General features: G+C 64.6%; 24 protein-coding genes and 1 pseudogene. 11 read left to right on the plus strand and 14 right to left on the minus strand.

The window, feature by feature from the left end:
* Positions 1–128 precede the first annotated feature (128 nt).
* Positions 129–482 (minus strand): VOC family protein, encoded by a 354-nt coding sequence (locus LB543_RS06555; protein ID WP_411908746.1) that lies wholly within the window; start codon positions 480–482, stop codon positions 129–131.
* Positions 483–731: 249 nt separating this feature from the next.
* Here LB543_RS06555 and LB543_RS06560 point away from each other — a divergent pair, with 249 nt between their 5' ends.
* Positions 732–1,001, plus strand: coding sequence for a cyclase (locus LB543_RS06560; RefSeq protein ID WP_140810033.1), 270 nt, complete (start codon positions 732–734; stop codon positions 999–1,001).
* An 85-nt stretch (positions 1,002–1,086) separates the two neighbouring features.
* Here the strand turns inward: LB543_RS06560 and LB543_RS06565 are convergent, their stop codons facing one another.
* From LB543_RS06565 to LB543_RS06590, 6 genes are all read right to left on the minus strand, one after another.
* Entirely contained in the window at positions 1,087–1,863 is a 777-nt protein-coding gene (locus LB543_RS06565) for a pseudouridine synthase (RefSeq protein ID WP_224613503.1), read from the minus strand.
* A 101-nt stretch (positions 1,864–1,964) separates the two neighbouring features.
* Positions 1,965–2,351: a VOC family protein gene (locus tag LB543_RS06570; protein WP_224613504.1), complete on the minus strand. Its 387-nt coding sequence runs from the start codon at positions 2,349–2,351 to the stop codon at positions 1,965–1,967.
* Between the two features lie 36 nt (positions 2,352–2,387).
* Positions 2,388–3,212, minus strand: a complete 825-nt coding sequence (locus LB543_RS06575) for an alpha/beta fold hydrolase (RefSeq protein WP_224613505.1) — start codon at positions 3,210–3,212, stop codon at positions 2,388–2,390.
* On the minus strand, positions 3,202–3,693 hold the full coding sequence (locus LB543_RS06580; protein WP_224613506.1) for an SRPBCC domain-containing protein: 492 nt from the start codon (positions 3,691–3,693) through the stop codon (positions 3,202–3,204). Before LB543_RS06580 ends, LB543_RS06575 begins: the two co-directional genes overlap by 11 nt.
* A complete protein-coding gene (locus LB543_RS06585) occupies positions 3,690–4,025 on the minus strand; it encodes an ArsR/SmtB family transcription factor (RefSeq protein WP_224613507.1) in 336 nt (111 codons plus the stop codon). The genes LB543_RS06580 and LB543_RS06585 overlap by 4 nt, the downstream gene beginning before the upstream one ends.
* A 143-nt stretch (positions 4,026–4,168) precedes the next feature.
* Positions 4,169–5,050: an aldo/keto reductase family oxidoreductase gene (locus LB543_RS06590; protein WP_224613508.1), complete on the minus strand. Its 882-nt coding sequence runs from the start codon at positions 5,048–5,050 to the stop codon at positions 4,169–4,171.
* Positions 5,051–5,143: 93 nt separating this feature from the next.
* Here LB543_RS06590 and LB543_RS06595 point away from each other — a divergent pair, with 93 nt between their 5' ends.
* Positions 5,144–6,046, plus strand: coding sequence for a LysR family transcriptional regulator (locus LB543_RS06595; protein ID WP_224613509.1), 903 nt, complete (start codon positions 5,144–5,146; stop codon positions 6,044–6,046).
* Positions 6,047–6,212: 166 nt separating this feature from the next.
* The gene (locus LB543_RS06600; protein WP_224613510.1) at positions 6,213–8,126 is read left to right on the plus strand and encodes a diguanylate cyclase; all 1,914 of its coding nucleotides are present in this window, start codon (positions 6,213–6,215) and stop codon (positions 8,124–8,126) included.
* 105 nt (positions 8,127–8,231) lie between these two features.
* Here the strand turns inward: LB543_RS06600 and LB543_RS06605 are convergent, their stop codons facing one another.
* Positions 8,232–8,510, minus strand: a complete 279-nt coding sequence (locus tag LB543_RS06605) for a hypothetical protein (RefSeq protein ID WP_224596317.1) — start codon at positions 8,508–8,510, stop codon at positions 8,232–8,234.
* Positions 8,511–8,569: 59 nt separating this feature from the next.
* Entirely contained in the window at positions 8,570–8,797 is a 228-nt protein-coding gene (locus LB543_RS06610) for a polymerase (RefSeq protein WP_140763569.1), read from the minus strand.
* Positions 8,798–9,427: 630 nt separating this feature from the next.
* Between LB543_RS06610 and LB543_RS06615 the strand changes: the two genes are divergently transcribed.
* Complete coding sequence (locus tag LB543_RS06615; protein WP_140763566.1) at positions 9,428–9,724, plus strand: DUF1236 domain-containing protein; 297 nt, start codon at positions 9,428–9,430, stop codon at positions 9,722–9,724.
* A gap of 272 nt (positions 9,725–9,996) precedes the next feature.
* Here the strand turns inward: LB543_RS06615 and LB543_RS06620 are convergent, their stop codons facing one another.
* The gene (locus LB543_RS06620; RefSeq protein WP_224613511.1) at positions 9,997–10,476 is read right to left on the minus strand and encodes a DUF2127 domain-containing protein; all 480 of its coding nucleotides are present in this window, start codon (positions 10,474–10,476) and stop codon (positions 9,997–9,999) included.
* A gap of 47 nt (positions 10,477–10,523) precedes the next feature.
* On the opposite strand from LB543_RS06620, the gene LB543_RS06625 reads away from it, so the two are divergent.
* Entirely contained in the window at positions 10,524–11,066 is a 543-nt protein-coding gene (locus tag LB543_RS06625) for a phosphatase PAP2 family protein (RefSeq protein ID WP_224596312.1), read from the plus strand.
* 52 nt (positions 11,067–11,118) lie between these two features.
* Positions 11,119–11,244, plus strand: a complete 126-nt coding sequence (locus LB543_RS33870) for a hypothetical protein (protein WP_263489266.1) — start codon at positions 11,119–11,121, stop codon at positions 11,242–11,244.
* 12 nt (positions 11,245–11,256) lie between these two features.
* On the opposite strand, the gene LB543_RS06630 is transcribed toward LB543_RS33870, so the two are convergent.
* A complete protein-coding gene (locus LB543_RS06630) occupies positions 11,257–12,105 on the minus strand; it encodes a helix-turn-helix transcriptional regulator (protein WP_224613512.1) in 849 nt (282 codons plus the stop codon).
* A gap of 104 nt (positions 12,106–12,209) precedes the next feature.
* Between LB543_RS06630 and LB543_RS06635 the strand changes: the two genes are divergently transcribed.
* Entirely contained in the window at positions 12,210–13,094 is an 885-nt protein-coding gene (locus LB543_RS06635) for an SDR family oxidoreductase (protein ID WP_224613513.1), read from the plus strand.
* Between the two features lie 321 nt (positions 13,095–13,415).
* Here LB543_RS06635 and LB543_RS06640 read toward each other — a convergent pair whose 3' ends face one another.
* From LB543_RS06640 to LB543_RS06650, 3 genes are all read right to left on the minus strand, one after another.
* A complete protein-coding gene (locus LB543_RS06640) occupies positions 13,416–14,114 on the minus strand; it encodes a RibD family protein (RefSeq protein WP_224613514.1) in 699 nt (232 codons plus the stop codon).
* Between the two features lie 178 nt (positions 14,115–14,292).
* Entirely contained in the window at positions 14,293–14,694 is a 402-nt protein-coding gene (locus LB543_RS06645; protein WP_140763551.1) for a type II toxin-antitoxin system HicB family antitoxin, read from the minus strand.
* Positions 14,695–14,699: 5 nt separating this feature from the next.
* A complete protein-coding gene (locus LB543_RS06650) occupies positions 14,700–14,888 on the minus strand; it encodes a type II toxin-antitoxin system HicA family toxin (protein ID WP_224613515.1) in 189 nt (62 codons plus the stop codon).
* 318 nt (positions 14,889–15,206) lie between these two features.
* Here LB543_RS06650 and LB543_RS06655 point away from each other — a divergent pair, with 318 nt between their 5' ends.
* The 4 genes and pseudogenes from LB543_RS06655 to LB543_RS06665 all read left to right on the plus strand — a co-directional run bounded on the left by LB543_RS06655 (position 15,207) and on the right by LB543_RS06665 (position 19,001).
* A complete protein-coding gene (locus LB543_RS06655; protein ID WP_224613516.1) occupies positions 15,207–16,154 on the plus strand; it encodes a substrate-binding domain-containing protein in 948 nt (315 codons plus the stop codon).
* Positions 16,155–16,476: 322 nt separating this feature from the next.
* Positions 16,477–16,905, plus strand: a pseudogene (locus tag LB543_RS34155) (ATP-binding cassette domain-containing protein); the annotation flags it as partial.
* A complete protein-coding gene (locus LB543_RS06660) occupies positions 16,879–17,988 on the plus strand; it encodes a sugar ABC transporter ATP-binding protein (RefSeq protein WP_411908748.1) in 1,110 nt (369 codons plus the stop codon). The pseudogene LB543_RS34155 and the gene LB543_RS06660, both read left to right, overlap by 27 nt.
* A complete protein-coding gene (locus tag LB543_RS06665) occupies positions 17,985–19,001 on the plus strand; it encodes an ABC transporter permease (protein ID WP_140759855.1) in 1,017 nt (338 codons plus the stop codon). Before LB543_RS06660 ends, LB543_RS06665 begins: the two co-directional genes overlap by 4 nt.
* Positions 19,002–19,007: the final 6 nt, after the last annotated feature.

The following is a 19,007-nucleotide window of genomic DNA, read 5'->3' on the forward strand; positions in this document are numbered from 1 at the left end:
GAATTCTGCTCCGCTGCACCCCTCGATTGCTGTCATGGCATGGACGCCAGGGTCTCCGCGACGCCGCTTCGCGGCTGCTTCGCCCTGCCGGAGGCCTTGGCCAATTCCGGATGCTGGTGGGCTGCTCTCTACCTCTCGAACTTCCTGATCGCCTCGGCGGTAACGGGCTGGAAGAAATTCACCAGATTGCCGTCGGGGTCGCGAAACAGCAACGAGCGGTTGCCCCAGGGCATGGTGGTGGGCTGCTGCACGGTCGTGCCCTTGATGATATCCGACAGCCGGGCGAATTCGGCATCGACGTCGCCGACGCGGAATTCGAGGATGGCCGTGTGGTTGTCGGCGGGGCGGGCGATGTCGCCGCCGAACAGCATCAAGGTGCGCGTGCTGCCGATCGCCAGCGTGCAGGCCGGCGTCGCCAGTTCGGCGAAGTCTTCGGTGTACACCGTCACCGGCATGCCGGTGATCTCACCGTAGAAGCGCACGAGGCGCTGGACATCCGAGGTTATGATCCGACAGAGACGAAATTCATCGCATTGGCTCCTTGATCTCGAAGCCGCGACCGGGCTCCCGACCGATCCATAACCCAGGTCTCCTGCCAGCTTTCTGTCAGGAGGCCTGTGCGACTCTCATTCGTTCGTCGGTTTGCCAAGGATATGATTGGGGCGATAAACTGGACGGCCCATCGCCGATCTCTTGGGCACCAACAAGCAACAGCCTGGGAGGAATGTACGATGACGACGCTGTTCGTGAGACATACCGTGTCCGACTACGAGGCCTGGCGCAAAGTCTATGACGGGTTCGCCCCGGTTCAAAAGGCCAACGGCGTGAAGGCAGAGGCCGTCTATCAGGCGGCGGACAACCCCAACGACGTCACCGTAACGCATGATTTCGCCAGTGCCGCCGAAGCGCAGGCCTTCATCAAAAACCCAAAATTGAAAGAGGCGATGGCGAGCGCCGGCGTGGTCGGCGCGCCAACCATGTGGATCACCAACAAGGCCTGATCGACTGCTTTAGCTGTTCGATCTGATCGCCAGTGCTGCAATGAATGGCCAGGCCGCTTTCGGCCTGGCGCGCAGGGGCGTTTTTTCAGCCCGCCAGCAATGCCAGTTCCTGCGCCGTCAAATGCCGCGCCGTGCCCTTGGCGAGGTCGCCGAGCGGCAGCCGGCCGATGGCGATGCGGATCAGGCGCTTGACCTCGATGCCGTGGGCGGCGAGCAGGCGGCGTATGTGGCGGTTCTTGCCTTCGTCGAGTACGATCTCCAACCAGGCGGTGCGGCCGCCGCTGCGCAGGAGGACGATCGAATTGGCGGTCAGGGGCTCGCCGTCGATGGTAACGCCAGTGCGCAGCTGGTCCAGCAGCGCTTCATCCGGCACCGTGGCGACCTGCACGTGATAGGTCTTGGGCAGATGCGAGGCCGGGTCCATCAGGCGGTTGGCGAACTGCGTGTCGTTTGTCATCAGCAGCAGGCCTTCGCTCGCCTTGTCGAGACGGCCGACCGGCGAGACGTAGGGCAAGCCGAGCCCTTCGAGACAGGCATAGACGGTGTCGCGCTCGAGCGGATCGTCGCGGGTGGTGACGACCCCGCGCGGCTTGTTGAGCATGACGTAGACCTTGCGCTCGGCAACGACCGCTTCGCCATCGACGACGATGCGGTCGCGGTTCAAGTCGACGCGCAGCGAGGCATCGCGCACCACCTTGCCGCCGACGCGCACGCGGCCATCCGCGATTAGCACCTGCGCCTGCGTGCGCGAGCACAGGCCGAGTTTCGACAGCGCGCGGCTCAGGCTGACGCCGGGGGACTTGGCCGTGAAGGCCTTGCCGGTGGATGGCCTGCCGGCGGGCCGTGTTGGTCGTGCTGCCATGCTGTTTCGGATCGGTCCGTTCCTTCGGACAGATGCCACGGGTGGCACGCGCATCGCAAGCTGTGCGCGACAGGTCTATTCCTAGCGCTGGATCCAGCGCTTCATGCGGATAGCTCGGCCATCACGATGAAATTGCCGCAGGTGTCGTCGAAGAAGGCCGATGTCACCGGGCCCGTGCGTTCCGGAGGCCCGAGAAATTTCACGCCGCGCCCGGTGAGCCGGTCGAACTCGGCGTGGATGTCGCCGACGGTGATGAGCGCCGCCGGGAAATGGGCATCGTACAGCGCTTGCTGCGCGGCACGCGCCGGCGCGGCGCTGTTGGGTTCGAGCACCAGTTCCGTGCCGGCATCGTCGGGTGCCACGACCGTCAGCCAGCGGATCGGACCGCTGTCGTGATCATGCTTTTTCACAAACCCGAGAACCGAGGTGTAGAAGGCCAGCGCCTTGTCCTGGTCGTCGACCTTGATGAGGATATGGCGAAGCCGCATCGTCGGTTTCCTTTCATTCGCCTGGTGTTGTCGTGCTTAATCCCGACTGTTGAAGAACTCCGTCAGAACCGGCACGTGCGCGGCGGGTTTCAGCATGTGGTTCTGGCCGGGCAGCGTCCGGTAGCTTGCATTGGGCAGTGCTTCGGCCAGACCCCTGTTGCCGTGCTGCATCCATGGCGGGCTTTTGCCGCCATCCGTCACCAGCACCGGCACGCGCAGCGATGCCCAGCGGGTGGGGTCGAGCGGCTTGCCAAGCTGGTCGCCGGCCACGATGGCGCCGTCATAGGGCAAGGTGTAAGCCACCGACTTGAGCTTTCGCCAGATCGGCGTGAGCTTCATGAAGACGATGAGCAGGCGGGGCATGCCCACTGATTTGAGGAAGGTGGCTATGGCCTCGCCGCGCCGGCCTTGCGCGACGGCGGTCTCGATCGTCGCCCAATCGGCCTGCGTGGTCGTGCGGCTGTCGTCGACGATCAGCGGCGCCTCGTAGAGCGCGAGCTTCCTGATGCCGGGCAAGCGGACGGCCGCCATCAGCGCCAGCATGGCGCCCGACGACATGCCCCAGACATAGGCCTCGCCGCCGGTGGCCCGCAGCACGGCCTCGATGTCGTCGACCTCGCGCTCGACCGCATAGGGCGAGGTGTCGCCGCTGTCGCCGCGGCCACGACGGTCGTAGCGGAATACGGTGAAGTTGTCCGCGAGCGCCTTGGCCAGCGGACCGCTCGGTCCCATCGTGCGCGAGCACAGCGCGCCGTCGACGAGGATGAGCGGGTGGCCGTGGCCCCGGCGCTCGCAGGCGATCGGCGTTCCATCCCGCGACAGCACGGCTTGCGTGGACGGCTTCGCGTTCTCAGCCAGCATGGTTGTCCCGATCTATCAGCTGCTCCAGCCGGTCGAAGCTCTGCATCCAGCCGCCACGCATGCCCAGCGCCAGCAGGCGCTCGCGGTCGGCGGCACTGGCCAGCGTCACCTCGAAATGGACATGGGTTCGCATGCCATCGGGCGTAAAGGTCACGGTATGGCGGCTCTGGCCCGGCGGATTGCCGGCCCATTCGCGGATTTCCGGATCCGGTTCGTCGCGATAGCTCAGCCTGACGTTCTCGACGACTTCGAGATAGCTACCCTGGTTGCGGTAGAGCGTACCGCTGGCAGTCAGCATGTCGATGCGCCAACGGCCGCCGACGCGCACGTCGAGCACGCAATGGGGAATGGTGCAGTCCCTGATGCCCCACCACTGCGCCACCAGCCTGGGATCGGTCCATAGCCGAAAGACACGCGCCACCGGAGCCTCGAACACCCGTTCGATGGCGAAGCTGCGATCGGCGGCATCTCGCACGCTCATGGCACCTTGTCCGCGTCGCGCCGCAGCAGATCCTCCATGCGGTCGAAGCGGCCTTCCCAGAGTTTTCGGTAATCGTCGAGCCAGCGGTCGATGTCGCGCAGCGGCTTCAGCTCGATGCGGCTCAGATGTTTCTGCGCCGCACGGCTACGGGTGACGAGGCCGGCGTGCTCCAGCACGCCGACATGCTTGGATATGGCGCGTACGGTGAGCGCGAAGGGTTGCGCCAGTTCGGCGACCGAGGCTTCACCGTCGAGCAACCGGGCCAGGATGGCGCGCCGCGTGGGGTCGGCGAGGGCGGCGAATGTGTGGTCAAGGGAGAATTCAACAGCCATTATAGAACCAACCAGTTCTGGAACTAGTTGGTTCTATAAATGGTTTGACCTAGTCCGTCAACAAGCTTCGGGAAGCCTGCGAGCGCTTGGAGATAGGGCGCCTGCCGGGAAGGACGTTTCCAACCCGGCCGCCGCCAACCGCCTCAGGCGGCTGCCTTCTCGGCCGCGATGCCGTTCAAGACCTCGATCGCGTCGGCCGGTAGCGTCAGCTCGGCCGCCGCCAGATTCTCCCTGAGATGCCCGACCGACGAGGTGCCGGGGATCAGCAGGATGTTGGGGGAGCGCTGCAACAGCCAGGCGAGCGCCACCTGCATGGGGGTGGCGCCGAGCTTTTGCGCGACGTCGGCAAGCGTGCCCGACTGCAGCGGCGTGAAACCGCCGAGCGGGAAGAACGGCACATAGGCGATGCCGTCGGCGGCAAGCTCGTCGATCAGCCCGTCATCCTGGCGATGCGCGATGTTGTATTGGTTCTGCACGCAGACGATGTCGACCATGCCGCGTCCCTGCGCTATCTGTTTGCGGGTGACGTTGCTCAGGCCGATATGGCCCACCAGGCCCCGGCGCTGCAGTTCGGCGAGCGTGTCGAGCTGCGGCTCGAGCGAGCCTTCGGCGGGTCCGTGGATGCCATGCATGGAGCGCAGGTTCACGACCTCGAGCACGTCCAGTCCGAGATTGCGCAGATTGTCGTGCACGGCCTGCGTAAGCTCCTGCGGCGACATTGCGGGGATCCACGATGCATCCGCGCCCCGCCGGGCACTGATCTTGGTGACGATGGTGAGGTTAGCGGGGTAGGGATGCAGCGCCTCGCGGATGATCTGGTTGGTGACGTGCGGGCCGTAGAAATCCGATGTGTCGATGTGGTCGACGCCGCTGGCAACAGCCTCGCGCAGCACGGCGAGTGCGGCGTCACGGTCCTTCGGCGGGCCGAAGACGCCCGGTCCGGCCAGTTGCATGGCGCCGTAGCCGAGGCGCTTCACGCTGCGGTCGCCGAGCTTGAAAGTTCCGGCCTTGCTGATGTCTGTCATGGTCTCATCTCCGTTGGATCAGCCAGATATAGACAACGCCTGCCTGCACGATAATATAGTGCAATCGGTACGGCCTGTGCGGAAAGGCGAACAATGGCGGATCTGGGCGACCTCCAGGCATTCATGGCGGTGGCGCGCGCCGGCGGCTTCCGCGAGGCAGCCCGGGTAAGCGGCGTCAGCGCCTCCAGCCTCAGCGAGACGGTGCGGCGGCTGGAGAGCGGGCTCGGCGTGCGGCTCCTCAACCGGACCACGCGCAGCGTCGCGCCGACCGAGGCCGGTGCGCGGCTGCTCGAGCGGCTCGGCCCCGCGCTCGGCGAGGTCGAGGCGGCGCTCGACGTGGTCAACGGTTTTCGAGGCCGCCCGGCCGGCACGCTGCGGCTCAACGTGCCTGTCGTCGCTGCGAAACTGGTGCTGCCGCGCCTTTTGCCGCCCTTTCTCGCGGCCTATCCCGAAATTCGCCTGGAAGTGACCGCCGAGGACAGTTTCGTCGACATACTGGCGAGTGGCTGCGACGCCGGTATCCGCTATGACGAGCGGCTGGAGCAGGACATGATCGCCGTGCCGATCGGCCCGCGCCGGCAGCGCTTCGCCACAGCCGCCGCAACGACCTATCTCGACCGGCGCGGCCGGCCCGTCCATCCGCGCGACCTGCTCGATCATGCCTGCCTGCGCGGCCGCTTCGCCAGCGGTTTCACGCCGCCCTGGGAGTTCGAGCGCGATGGCGAGGTGGTGAGCGTCGAACCGACTGGACCGCTGCTGGTCAGCACCGGCACGGCGATGGCGCTTGCGCTCGAGGTGGCGGTCGCCGGCGGCGGCATCGTCTCGCTGTTCGAGGACTGGCTGCGCCCGTATTTCGACGACGGCCGGCTGGAGCCGGTGCTGGAGCCCTGGTGGCAGGAATTTTCAGGCCCGTTCCTCTATTATCCCGGCCGCCGCCTGACGCCGGCGCCGCTGCGGGCGTTCATTGATTTTGTCGGTGGGATGCGCTGGGGGTGATACCTGACCGATATCGTCCCGCCGCATGTGTCGGCCTTTTCGACCCTGCCGCCGTGTTTCCCTTTTCGACCAAAGGGCAAATCCCCTGATGTAACACTTTGTTGTCATTGGAGGTCTATCGAAGAGGCGGTACGGCGAAAGCCCGATGAAGGGAAAAAGGCGCGCAATGGGTTCGCCCTGGTCCGAATTGCTGGCCAATCTCGCGGTCGTGGCGATGTTCGTTTCGGTCTGGATCCACACGCATGTGTGGCTGGATCGCTGGCCGGCCGCCGTAAAGGCAGCGACCTTCGGCGTGCTGATGGGCGCCGGCGCCATCGTTCTGATGCTCACACCCATGCAGTTGCAGCCTGGTGTTCTCGCCGATCTCAGGGCGACGATGATCGCCATTGCCGGCTTCTTCGGCGGTCCTGTCGCCGGCATCGTCGCCGGGGTCATGGCCGGCGCCTTCCGGACATTCGAGGGCGGCATCGGCACCTTCGCCGGCGCGGTGGGAATAGCGGCAGCCATGCTGGTCGGTGTTGCCGGAAACCTGGCCCTGAAGGGCCGCCACGCCACCATGGTCGATATCATGATCCTTGGCGCGGCGGCGGCAGCCGCGTCGCTGCTTGGCCTCAGCGTCCTGCCGCGGAATGTCCTGCAAGTGGTTCTGCCTGATGTGGCGCTGCCGTCCTCCCTGCTCATCTTTGTCTCGGTGGTGCTGTCGGGGCTCACGCTCTACCAGGAGCGGCGTCGCCTCGAAGCGCTGCAGTCCCGGCGCATTTACAAGACCGTGGTGGAGACGCTGCCCGATTGCCTCAACGTCAAGGATCTCGACGGACGGTTCATCGCGGCCAACCCGGCAACGGCCGAATTGCTGCATGCGCCCGACGCCAAGGCACTGATAGGCAAGACGGACTTCGACTTCTTTCCGCATGAGACGGCCAAAGGCTTCCGCGAGGATGAGCTTGTCGTGCTTGCGTCGGGCGCCTCGGCCACCATCGAACAGCGCCTTCGCCACGAGGACGGCACCGATGGCTGGCTGGCGACCTTGAAAGCTCCGTTCCGCGACAGGACCGGGGCGGTCGTCGGCCTGATCACCCACAATCGCGACATCACCGCGCGCAAGCAACTCGAGACCGAGCTGGCGGAAAGCCGGGTCCGGCTCGGAGACGCCTTGACGCACATGGCCGACGGCCTGGTGATGTTCGACCCGGATGGCGTGCTGGTGCTGTGCAACGCACAGTATCGCGCCATGTTTCCGAAGACGGCCGAATTAAGAGTTCCGGGTGCCGACTACCGTGACATCCTGCGCGCCGCGGCGGCGCGCGGCGAGGGGACCACACCGCCGGACGCGGTCGAGGACTGGATCGCCGACATCATGGCCTCGCAGAAGCTCGTCAGCCACCGCCTGGTCCGGCTTGCCGACGGGCGCTGGCTCGATGTGCGCACCCGGCCGACCGGCGATGGCGGAAGCCTCAGCGTGTTTTCCGACATCACCGAAGCCAAGCAGATCGAGGCCGAACTGATGGCCGCCAATGAGAAGCTGAACCTCCTGGCGCACCGCGACGGCCTGACCGAACTGTTGACGCGGCGCGCCTTCGACGAAGCGCTGGCGCGCGAATTCGCCCGCGCCACCCGCAACGCGATGCCGCTCAGCCTGCTCATCATCGACGTCGACTGGTTCAAGCGGTTCAACGACCATTACGGCCATCCGGCTGGCGATGACTGCCTGCGCGTCGTCAGCCGCTGCATCGAGGCCGCAGCCCGCCGGCCGGCGGACGCCGCCGCCCGTTACGGCGGCGAGGAGTTCGGGCTCATCCTGCCCGAGACCGACGCGCGGGGGGCCTTCGTCATCGCCGAAAACCTCAGGAGCAAGGTGCGCGACCTCGCTCTTGGGCATGCCGGCAGCGAAAAAGGCATCGTCACCGTCAGCATCGGTGTCAGCACCTTCGAGACCGACGCCGCCATGGAGATCGCCGATCTCCTGAGCCGCGCCGACGAGGCGCTCTACGGCGCCAAGGCCGCGGGGCGGGACCGGGTGCATGGCTGGCGTCCGCATCTCAGCGGCCAACGCTCGACCGGTTCGCGGCGCAAGACATGAGCGTTCCCAGGCACCGGGTTGCCAGTAGAATTTGGATCGAGGCTGAACTGGCGAGTGCCTGAACGAGGATCCGGGCGCGCACCTCTCTCAAGTGGCGTGCAAGCTTCAACCGGTGCGAACTGAATCCGTGCTGGCGTGATCGAGCTTCACAAGACGAGCCTTCGCCTCGCCGACACGTTGTTGCGCGGATCGTATCCTGTCACAAAGCGTCAGATTGATACCAACGCCACAGTGTTCGTCCAACATCGCGTTTGCACGTTCGAGGGCGAGTTCCGCTCGGTTAAGTCGCTGCCTAGCCCTGGCCAGTTCCAAGGTCAGAAGAAGTTCCATTACTGCTGTTTCCGTGGCTACGGTCCCTTCAAGTGGGAAACCGTTGCCGGTCATTTTGGTTCCGGCTGTTTGCGCGCACCTGCGTTCGCTGCCGCGCGCACCCATGATGCCCGTCAGGACGGCCTTGGATGGGCAAGGTTGGTGTCGAAAGTGCCCGGGAGGACAGGTGTGTCATTCCGGCCGGTCGAGGCTGTCGACATCGTGTCGACCGGCGGAATGATGACCATGCGCACATGCTGCTCTGGCCACAATGGCTTTCCGAAAAGAACGAACGTGCCGGCGAGAAAACAGACCAGCAAGAGGATGGCCAAGATGTTGGCTATGATCTCACCAAGCTGCATTGCCTTTCCTCCAAATCACGCACCTGCAATCGGCAACGAGCACCAGCGGACTACGTTCAACGTTTAGGACCAATGCGCCCGGCACTTCGGACTTCGGTCCGAGTTGCGGGTCGAACGATAAGGGCACAGCCTGCGCACCGGCGGCCAGCCGGTAGCGAGGGCTGCTACCAGCTTAAGGTAAAGCTGACGAGCAGGACGGCAATCAAGGCCGATAACGGGACCGCCATCAATAGCGCCGCCTCGATGAGGCGGGTTTGCTTGTCGCCGAACATCCGAATCTCCTCACATCTCGGCCCAAAACCAGGGAATTTAGGGTTCGCCCACCGCATGGAAGCGGTGAGCGAACCCTATTGGCGCAGGAAGGGACGTGGCTGCGCCAATTTGCAAAAAAATTCGCAGTTACTGTCCGGCTTTTAGCAACTACCCGCCGTGTCCTCGCAGCGAACAACGAGCGCGAAAGGCAGCCGTTCCCGGCGACGGTTCCGGCAGGACTATTGCGTTTTTATATGGGACTTAAGTCTTGGGCCGATGGGACCGAAGCCCAAGACTGGAACATTCGATGCTACCTGAAGTTCGATCCGCAGCGCAGTGACAATGTTGTGGCTGTGCGGATTGCAGATGGAGGAATTCATGAAAAAGAATCTTGCCGCCGTAGCCGCGGTTCTGTTGCTCGCAGGAGTCGGCGCGGCCGCGGCCGAGGACGTCGTCATCCAGCCCGAGCAGGAAACGGTGATCAAGGAATATGTGAAGAAGCAGCCGCTGGCTTCGATCAAGATTCCCGGCGTGGAACTCAATGTCGGCACGGCTTTGCCCGATACGGTCGAGCTGCACGAAGTTCCCAACGTCAAGTACCGCTACACCGTCGTCGACAACCATACCGTGATCGTGGATCCAGGCACCCGCAAGATCGTCAAGATCATCCAGTAACGGCGCCTGGCCCGCCACCGGGCTGGTGGCGGGCCGGCTACGCAAGATGGATTGCCTGAGCAATCGGAATTTGCGCGGGTCGATGGCCTTTAATGCATGTCGCCCGGAAGTGTCTTCGAGCCGGCCTGTAAGGGCTGCGGTTTCGCCGATCCTGACCTCGCGATCGTCGCAGCAGAACTCCCAGATCCACCTACCGGCATTCCGCGCAGGACACCTTCCGGTGGGGGACATTGCAGCCATGGACTTTGATCCGGTGGGCGAATGCCGTACCGCTAGCGGCTTGCTACCTTGTGCCGCAGAACGAGGCGATATTCATGCCAGATCAGCCAGATGACGATCAGGTCGAATATGGTGAGCACGATCAACCCGGCCGAGTGGGTATAGCTGAAGCGGTAGAGCTGGTAGACGATGAAGACCAGCAAGGCGACAAGCGATGCCGGATAGGCCCATAGCTTGCCCCACAACAGGCCTGCGACCAGGGCAATCTTGATGAGGCCGTGACTGAGAAGGTAGAATGCGTAGAAATGCTGCGTGCCGACAGAGAAATGGCTTGCCGCGTCCATCAAATGGCCGGCGATGAAATCGTGCGGGTCGTCGACCAGCTCTTCCTGCGTGAGCCTGTTCACCAGCGACACGATCGTGCCGGTGCCGACGACGGCGAGCAGCAGGCCGCCGACGCATTCGACCAGGGCGTGTGCGCCTTTTAGCAGCAGGCTGACCTCGAAAATCTGGTGGACACGCTGCTCGCTCATGCAGTCTCCTGGCGTTTGGCGTGGCGCGTCGATGACAGGGTGAGTTGATGGACGTGACGATTACACATTGGATCAATTCGGCGGCGGGAATAAGCCCAGTGCTGGATCAGATCATGATAGCCGTAACGAAATTCGGTGTTCCGCTTCTGGTGGCCTGCGTTGTGCTGCAATGGTGGAGCAGGCCGGACAGGACGCATGTGCGACATGCCGCGATCGCAGCTGGACTGTCTTTCCTGCTCGGACTTGGCGCCAACCAGATCATCCTGCTTTTCGTGCATCGCGTGCGTCCCTACGACGCCGGCGTGACCCACCTCATCATTCCCGCCAGCATCGACTGGTCGTTTCCTTCGGATCACGCGACAGCGGCTTTCGCCATCGTTGCCGCATTCGCCCTACAGGCGCTTCCGGGGCGCGCGTTGGTTTTCGGAGCAATGGCGCTGCTGGTTTGCTGGTCGCGGCTGTTTGTGGGCACCCACTACCTAACGGATGTGCTTGGCGGCGCTCTGACCGGCATTGCCGCCGCCGTGCTTGCCCGCGCCATATACCGCGAAGACTCCAGGCTCGACCGGCTGGCGACAAACATCCTGTGAGGGAAATCGGCTGTGGAGCAAACTCGGCCGTAATCGTGCAGGCCTTGCGTCCATGACCGATTCGCCAGACGCCTCGCTGACGCTCAGCGATTTCGCCGAACCGTCGATCCGCCCGCATGCCAATCTTTACTGGGGGCCGACTTTGCAGATCCTGAAGGCGATGTGCGAACGCCCTTGAACGGATCCTGCGTCATTGCGATGGGTCCGCCTCTTGCAGTTCGTGGCGCCGGGCCAGCGCGCGAATTCGATCGGCGACCTTGCCGTCCACCGGGTTGTAGACGGTCAGGCTCAGATCGGGCCGGCCGTCGACCGCGAAGGCCGAATATTCGAGCTCGATGTCTCCGAGTTCGGGGTGCTTCAGGCGCTTTGTCCCGTCGCCATGGCTGAGCACGTCGTTTTCCCGCCATAGCGCGTCGAACTCCGGGCTGGCGCCGCAAAGCTCCTCCACCAACTGGGCGACCTCCGACACCGCGCCGGCGCGTGCCGCGTCGGCCCGGAACGCACCGACCACGAAGCGGGCGAGGTTTTCCCAATCGTGCTGCTTGGCGCGGATGGTGGGGCTCAGGAACATGAACCGCAGGATGTTGCGCTGACCGGGGGGCAGGACGCTGTAGTCGGTGAGCACGACCTGCGCGGCGCGGTTCCAGGCAACGACATCCCAGGTCGCCGTCTTGATCAGGGCCGGGCTCGCCTCGAGCGTGTCGATGAGGCGCTGCAGCCGGGGGCTGACGCCCTCGGCGCCGACGTAGCGGACCTCCGGCGGGCGCCCCAGCCCGAGCATGAAAAGATGTTCGCGCTCGGCCTCGGTCAGCAGCAGCCCCTTGGCGATCCGGTTCAGCACGTCGGCCGAAGGCGCGCCGCCGCGGCCCTGTTCCAGCCATGTGTACCAGGTCGGGCTGATGTTGGCGCGCTGGGCGACCTCTTCCCGTCGCAGTCCCGGCGTGCGCCTGCGCCCGGAGAAGCCGAACGATGCGGGGTCGAGCCGGGTGCGCCGGTCTTTCAGAAATGCCGCGAGCGAACCGGCGGAATTGTTGGGCATCCTGTTAGCCTTCAAGCTGGTAGTCATTATACCATGATAAGATCACTACTTTAATGGAATAATAGAGCAGCGATACTGCGCGGGCAACTGTGCAGGAGATTTGCATGCGTATCTTTCTTACCGGCGCGACCGGCTTCATCGGTTCGGCGCTCGTTCCCGAACTCATCCAGGCCGGCCACCAGGTGGTCGGTGTCACCCGCTCCGATGCCGGCGCCGAGGCGTTGGCCGCCGCGGGCGTGGAGGTGTATCGCGGAACCCTCGAGGATCCCGAGGGGCTGCGCGCAGGCGCGGCGAAGGCGGAGGCCGTGATCCACACCGCGTTCGACCATGATTTTTCGCGGTTTGCCGAGAATTGCGAAAAGGACAGGCGCGTGATCGCGGCACTCGGCCAGGCACTCGCCGGCTCCGACCGGCCGCTGGTGATCACGTCGGGCACCGGCATGGGCGCCGCCGGACATGGTGAGTTGGCGGTCGAGGACGTCTTCAATCCCAGCCATCCCAATCCGCGCGTCGCCTCGGAACTCGCCGGGAATGCCCTGCTGGAGGCAGGCATCAACGTGTCGGTGATGCGGCTGCCACAGGTCCATGACACGGTCAAACAGGGGCTGATCTCGCCGCTCGTCGAAATCGCGCGCCAGAAAGGCGTCTCGGCCTATGTCGGTGAAGGCCGCAATCGCTTTGCGGCGGGCCATCTCCTCGACGTGGCGCGCCTCTATCGCCTTGCCGTGGAAAAGCGGCAGCCGGGCGCACGCTATCACGCCGTCGGCGAGGAAGGCGTCGAGGTGCGCGCCATCGCCGAGGCGCTTGGCCGGGGCCTGACCCTGCCGGTGGTTTCGATCGCGCCGGAAAAGGCGGCGGAGCATTTCGGCTGGATGGCGATGTTCGCTCCCATGGACCTGCCGGTTTCCAGCGCGCTGACCCAGGCGCGGCTCGGCTGGCATCCGACCGGGCCGACGCTGATCGCCGATCTCGACGCCATGCGGTATTGAGGCGCATAGCAACGTTCGAGGTTAGCCGAAGCCTCTAAACTTCGTTATCCCTGGGCGCAGCAGGAGCGGCGCTCCGTCACGGAGAGCCTGGGATCCATTCCGTGACCTGGGCCGAAGAGCGCAGCGGAGCAGAACTCTGCACTGTGGCGGTGCTCAGAAGTCCCGGCATGGATCCTCGGGTCTGCGCCGCGTCGCTACGCTCCTTGCTCCGCCCGTGGATGACGAAGCGATGGAGGCATGCAGTCCATAAACGCAAGCACGCAGCCTATTCAGGCTTTTGCACCAGGCAACCAGACGGAAAGCGGTTTCCTGCTTTCAGGATCATGCAGGGCTGACGGCGTAGCGCAGATGGGCGACCCCATGCGTGAGGGGCTTGCAGTCCGTAAGCGATAGCCGCACCTTGCCGGCAAGGCCGGCCTCGCCGAACTCGACAAAACCCTGGTTTGCCGCCCGCGCATCGAGCGCGGGGGTAACGAGAAGGCTGAGTTCATCGACAAGCCCTGCCGCGAAGAAGGAGCCGTTGATGCCGGCGCCGCCTTCGAGCAGCAGGCGGCGGATGCCGAGTTCGCGCCCGAGCACGTCGAGTATCGCGGCGAGATCGATGTCGGCCGTTTGCGACACGATATAGGACACGCCGTCGGCGGCGAGCTCGGCCAGATGGCTGTCGGCGACGTCGTGGCCAAGCAGCACCACGACATGGTCGCCGCCGATGTCGGGTTTGGCGAAGTGCAGCTTGCCGGAGGCATCGAGCGCCACGGCATAGCTGCCCGCGTCGCGCCGCGCGAAATGATGCGGCCGGTCGACCTTGCCCCCATGCGCCGGCGGGTGCGCGCCGGCTTTGCTCATCTCCGCCATGGTGACGCGGCCGACGATCCAGGCGTCGCCTTCGAGGTCGTTGTGGATCTGTTCATAGAGACCCGACCACTCGGCCCGGCTGCCATCGGGGCTGGCGGTATAGCGGCTCGGATGAAGGCTGCCGTCGAGCGAGGCAAGCATATGGCAGATGATTTGCGGCTTCATGCGATTTCTCCGGAGATGGATTCCAAAATTCAGGCCTTGTCGTGCGTGGTGCCCCCAAACCGTACCGCTTTTAGGTGCCCGTACGACACGAGACGGCTGGCCAAAGGAGCAGCCAAACTCTCGCAGACCGTGAAGTAACGCCGGCTATGTCGATTGCAATGTTTGGGGCGTGACCGGGCTAGGCCGCTTCAAGCGCCATCACCTTCTCCGCCGCCTTCGCCAGAAACCCCGATCGCGTATAGCCGTGGGCTTCGGCAAAGGCATCGATCCGCTGGAGAACATCGTCCGGCAGCGTCACGTTGATACGCACCGCCTTCCTGGCCCCGGTTCTTGCCGCGACCAGGATTGCAACGCCGTCACGATTGTCGGCGTCTGTCATCACTGTCTCCAGACTGGAAGGCTCCGGAATGGCATCGCCATCCTCGACCAGCCCTTCGATATGGAGGGCAAGCGCCTCTTCAGCCATGGACCGGGCGTCATCCAGATCCTTGCCGGCGGTAATCACGCCTGGGAAATCAGGGAAAGACACGCCGAAGTCGCTGTCGGCATCCTTGTGGATAAGTCCGATATACTGCTTCATGTCCGTCACCTCAGTTTCAGTCCAGATTGCTTTTCGATGCTGCGCAAAGTGCCTATCGGAATATCGCGCTTGGGATGGGGAACGGTGACGCGCCCTGGCTTGTCGCGGTGTTTGAATTGCGCATGGCTACCCTTTCGGGCGACCTCGAACCAACCGTCAGCTTCCGACAGACGGATGATTTCAGCGCTAGTCATGTGTATGTATACACATCGAAAGGCGTCCTTTCAATAAAAATACGGAAGGAAGCCATGGCCCTCGAAGGAGCAGCATGCCCGCAATCCAAAATTCCGACAAGTCGCCGTCCGGCTCTGTTATATCGATGTTGCACAAACGGTTGACCCTGGGTTAGCATCCTCTTGTTGACGCCGATCGGAGGAATTTAGGCGGCGATCAGCTGGAGCGGCATGCGTTCTTGGCGCAAGGAGGATGCTCCAACACTTTAACCGGCGCATGATCCTTCCTGAAACCGGTCCCGGTTTTAAGGGACGTGCGCTTCAGTGGAGGAGGAACCCATGAACAGACGCGAATTCCTGATGACGTCCGTGGCCGCGGGCGCCATGATGCTCGCCGCACGCTCGGCTTTCGCCGACGACAAACTCACCATTCTCGGCTCGGTGCCCAGTCTCGGCTTTCCGTTCTTCGTGCACATGCTGAACGAGATCAAGGCCGAAGCGCAGGCGCAAGGCGTCAACCTGACCGAGAGCGACGGCCAGAACTCGGCCACCAAGCAAACCGCCGACATCGAGGCGGCGCTGGTGCAGAAGGTCAATGCGATCGTCATCTCGCCGCTCGACGTCAACGCGCTGGCGCCGGCCATCGAGGAAGCGGTCAAGGCCGGCGTTCCCGTGGTGACGATCGACCGCCGCGTCGACGGTGTCCAGGGCATTCTGGCCCATGTCGGCGCCGACAATGTGAAGGGCGGCGAAGCGGAAGCCCAGGCCGTGGTGGCGGCATTCCCCAATGGCGCCAAGCTGTTCCACCTGCAGGGCCAGCCGGGCGCGGGTCCCGCCATCGACCGCAACAAGGGCGTGCACAATGTGCTCGATCCGCTGAAGGACAAGTACCAGATCATCTATGAGCAGACCGCCAACTTCGCCCGCGCCGAGGCGCTGACGGTGACGGAAGCCGGCCTTGCCGCCAACGGCAAGCCGGACGCCATCATCTGCGCCAATGACGACATGGCGCTGGGCGCGCTCGAAGCCTGCGCGGCGCGCAACTTCAGCGACGTCAAGATCTACGGCTTCGATGCGCTGCCGGAAGCGCTGGTCGCCGTGCGCGACGGCAAGCTCGCCGGCACGGTCGAACAGTTCCCCGGCAAGCAGTCGCGCACCGCCGTGCAGATCGCGGTCGCCTACGCCAAGAACAAGACCGAGCCGAAGGAGAAGCTGGTGCTGTTGACGCCCATCGTCATCGGCAAGGACAATCTCGACAAGGCTGAGAGGCTGAACGAGACGAAGTAGGCCGACTGGAAAGGCCGGCGGGACAGCACCCCCCTCTGTCCTGCCGGACATCTCCCCCTCGAGGGGGGAGATCGGATGTCTCTTCCGCCTTCGCCAATCTCCAGCATTGCAGGAAAGGGCGCTGGCGTTCAGGCTGCCAATCTCCCTCCTTGAGGGGGAGATGTCCGGCAGGACAGAGGGGGGCGCTCAGGCGCAACTTGACTCATGCAGGGATGGCAACAAGGAGAAGTCTTTGCCTTTAGCTGAAGCCGCATCCCCCGTCCTGCTCGCCGTCGAGGGCGTCACCAAGCATTTCGCCGGCGTCACCGCGCTGAGCGATGTCTCGCTCGACGTCCGCCCCGGCGAAATTCTCGGCCTGCTTGGCGAAAACGGCGCCGGCAAATCGACGCTTCTGAAAATCCTGTCCGGCGTCATGCCGCCTTCCGGCGGCCGTATCACCTTCGATGGCGCCGAATACCAGCCGGCGAGCCCGCAGGACGCCAAGCGGCACGGTATCGTCACCATCTACCAGGAGCTCAGCCTGATCCCGACGTTGACGGTGGCGGAGAACATTTTCATCGGCCGTGCGCCGACCGGACCGCTCGGGCTGGTGAGTTGGCGCAAGATGGAACAGGATTCCCGCGCCATCATTGCCCGCGTCGGTCTCTCCATCGACCCGATGACGCCGGTATCGGCACTGTCGGTGGCCGAGCAGCAGCTGGTCGAGATCGCCCGTGCGCTGTCGTTGAAAAGCCGGCTGATCATCATGGACGAGCCGACCTCGGCACTGACCGAGACCGAGGTGCAACGCCTGCTGTCGATCATGGACCGGCTGCGCAAGGACCATGTCGCGATCATGTTCGTCACCCACCGGCTGGAGGAGGCATCCGCCATCTGCGACCGCATGACGGTGCTGCGCGACGGCAGGCTGGCGGGGCATCTCGACCGTCAGGGCGGACCGATCAAGCTGCCCGCCATCATCGAAAAGATGGTCGGGCGCGCCGCCTCCGAACTGTACGCGCGGCCGGCTCAACGCGCGGCGGCCGGCGATGTCGTGCTTTCCGTGCGCGGCTTGCGCACCGTGCGCGACCCCGAGGCGCCGCATGCCATCGTGCTCGATGGCGTCGACGCCGACCTCAAGGCGGGCGAGATCCTCGGCGTCGCCGGGCTTGTCGGCTCGGGCCGCACGGAACTGGCGCGTGCCATTTTCGGCGCCGACCGCATCGCGGCGGGAACGATCACGCTTGATGGCAAACCGATAGCGCCTGTTTCGCCGGCCGACGCCATCGCGCTCGGCATCGGCCTGGTGCCGGAGGACCGCAAGCACCAGGCGATTTTTGCCGCGCTCGGTATCCTGCCGAATTTCTCCGTCGCCTCGCTCGGGCGCTTCAGCAACGGCTTCGGTTTCATGGCCGAGCGGCGCGAGCGCGACGCGCTGTCGGGGTTCAGGAAGATGCTGTCGATCCGCATGGCGTCGGCCGAACAGGCGATCGAGGGCCTGTCGGGCGGCAACCAGCAGAAGGTGATCCTGGCGCGCTGGCTGGCGCGCGACCCGAAAGTGCTGATCGTCGACGAGCCGACCCGCGGCGTCGATGTCGGCGCCAAGGCGGAAGTGCACCAGATCCTGGTGCAACTGGCGGCGCGCGGCATCGCGGTGATGATGATTTCGTCCGAGCTGCCCGAGGTGCTGGCGGTGTCGGACCGCATCGTCACCATGCGCAAGGGGCGCATCACCGGGCAGATGCCGGGCGTCGAGGCAAACGAGGAAAAGCTGATGGAATTGATGGCGCTCGACAGGCAGGATACGCCGGGACAGGACGCGCCGGGACAGGACGCGGAAGGGCAGGCACGATGAGCATCGCCGAGGAACAGAACCAGCGCGGCGGCGTGACGATCGCGCGGCTTTTGATGAGCTTCGGGCCGCTGCTGTTCCTGGCGGCGCTGGTCGTCGTCTTCACCGTGCTGAAGCCGAGCTTCATCGACCCGATCAACCTGTTCAACATCACGCGCCAGATCTCGATCACCGGGCTGATCGCGCTCGGCATGACCTTCGTCATCCTCACCGCCGGCATCGACCTGTCGGTCGGCTCGCTGCTCGCCTTCTGCGGCATGGTGGCGGCCGTTGTCGCCAAGGGCGGCACCGCCAATACGCTCTCGCTGTCGACCTCAGGCACGCAGGGTTTTGGCTGGTTCGCCGCGCTGCTGGCCGCCGTCGTGGTCGGTGCGCTCGCCGGCGGCGTGCAGGGGTTCGCCATCACAAGGCTGAAAGTGCCGCCCTTCGTCGTCACGCTGGGCGGGCTGACGGTATTCCGCGGGCTGACGCTGACCATCTCCAATGGCGGGCCGATCTCGGGCTTCGACGCCTCGATGCGCTGGTTCGGCACCGGGCTGATCGGCCCGGTGCCGGTGCCGGCGCTGATCTTCGCCATCGCCGCCATCCTGTGCCACATCGTGCTGCGCTACACCCGCTACGGCCGCGCCGTCTACGCCGTCGGCGGCAATGCGGAGGCCGCGCGGCTATCGGGCCTGCGCGTCGACCGTATCCTGGTCTCCGTCTATGTCATCGTCGGCTTCTTCGCCGGGCTTGCCGCCTTCGTGCTGTCAGCGCGGCTGAATTCCTCCGAAGCGGTCGCCGGCATCGGCTATGAGCTGACGGTGATCTCGGCCGTCGTCATCGGCGGCACCTCGCTGTTCGGCGGCATCGGCTCGGTCGGCGGCACGGTGGTGGGCGCGGCCCTGATCGGCGTGCTGCAGAACGGGCTGCAGTTCAACAACGTCTCGTCCTATACGCAAAGCATAGTCATCGGGCTGATACTGATCCTGGCGGTGGCGTTCGACCGCTGGCTGAAATCACGGGTGAGGCGGTGAGGGGGT

The organism is Mesorhizobium sp. ESP7-2 (assembly GCF_020164715.1).
GTDB lineage: Bacteria > Pseudomonadota > Alphaproteobacteria > Rhizobiales > Rhizobiaceae > Mesorhizobium.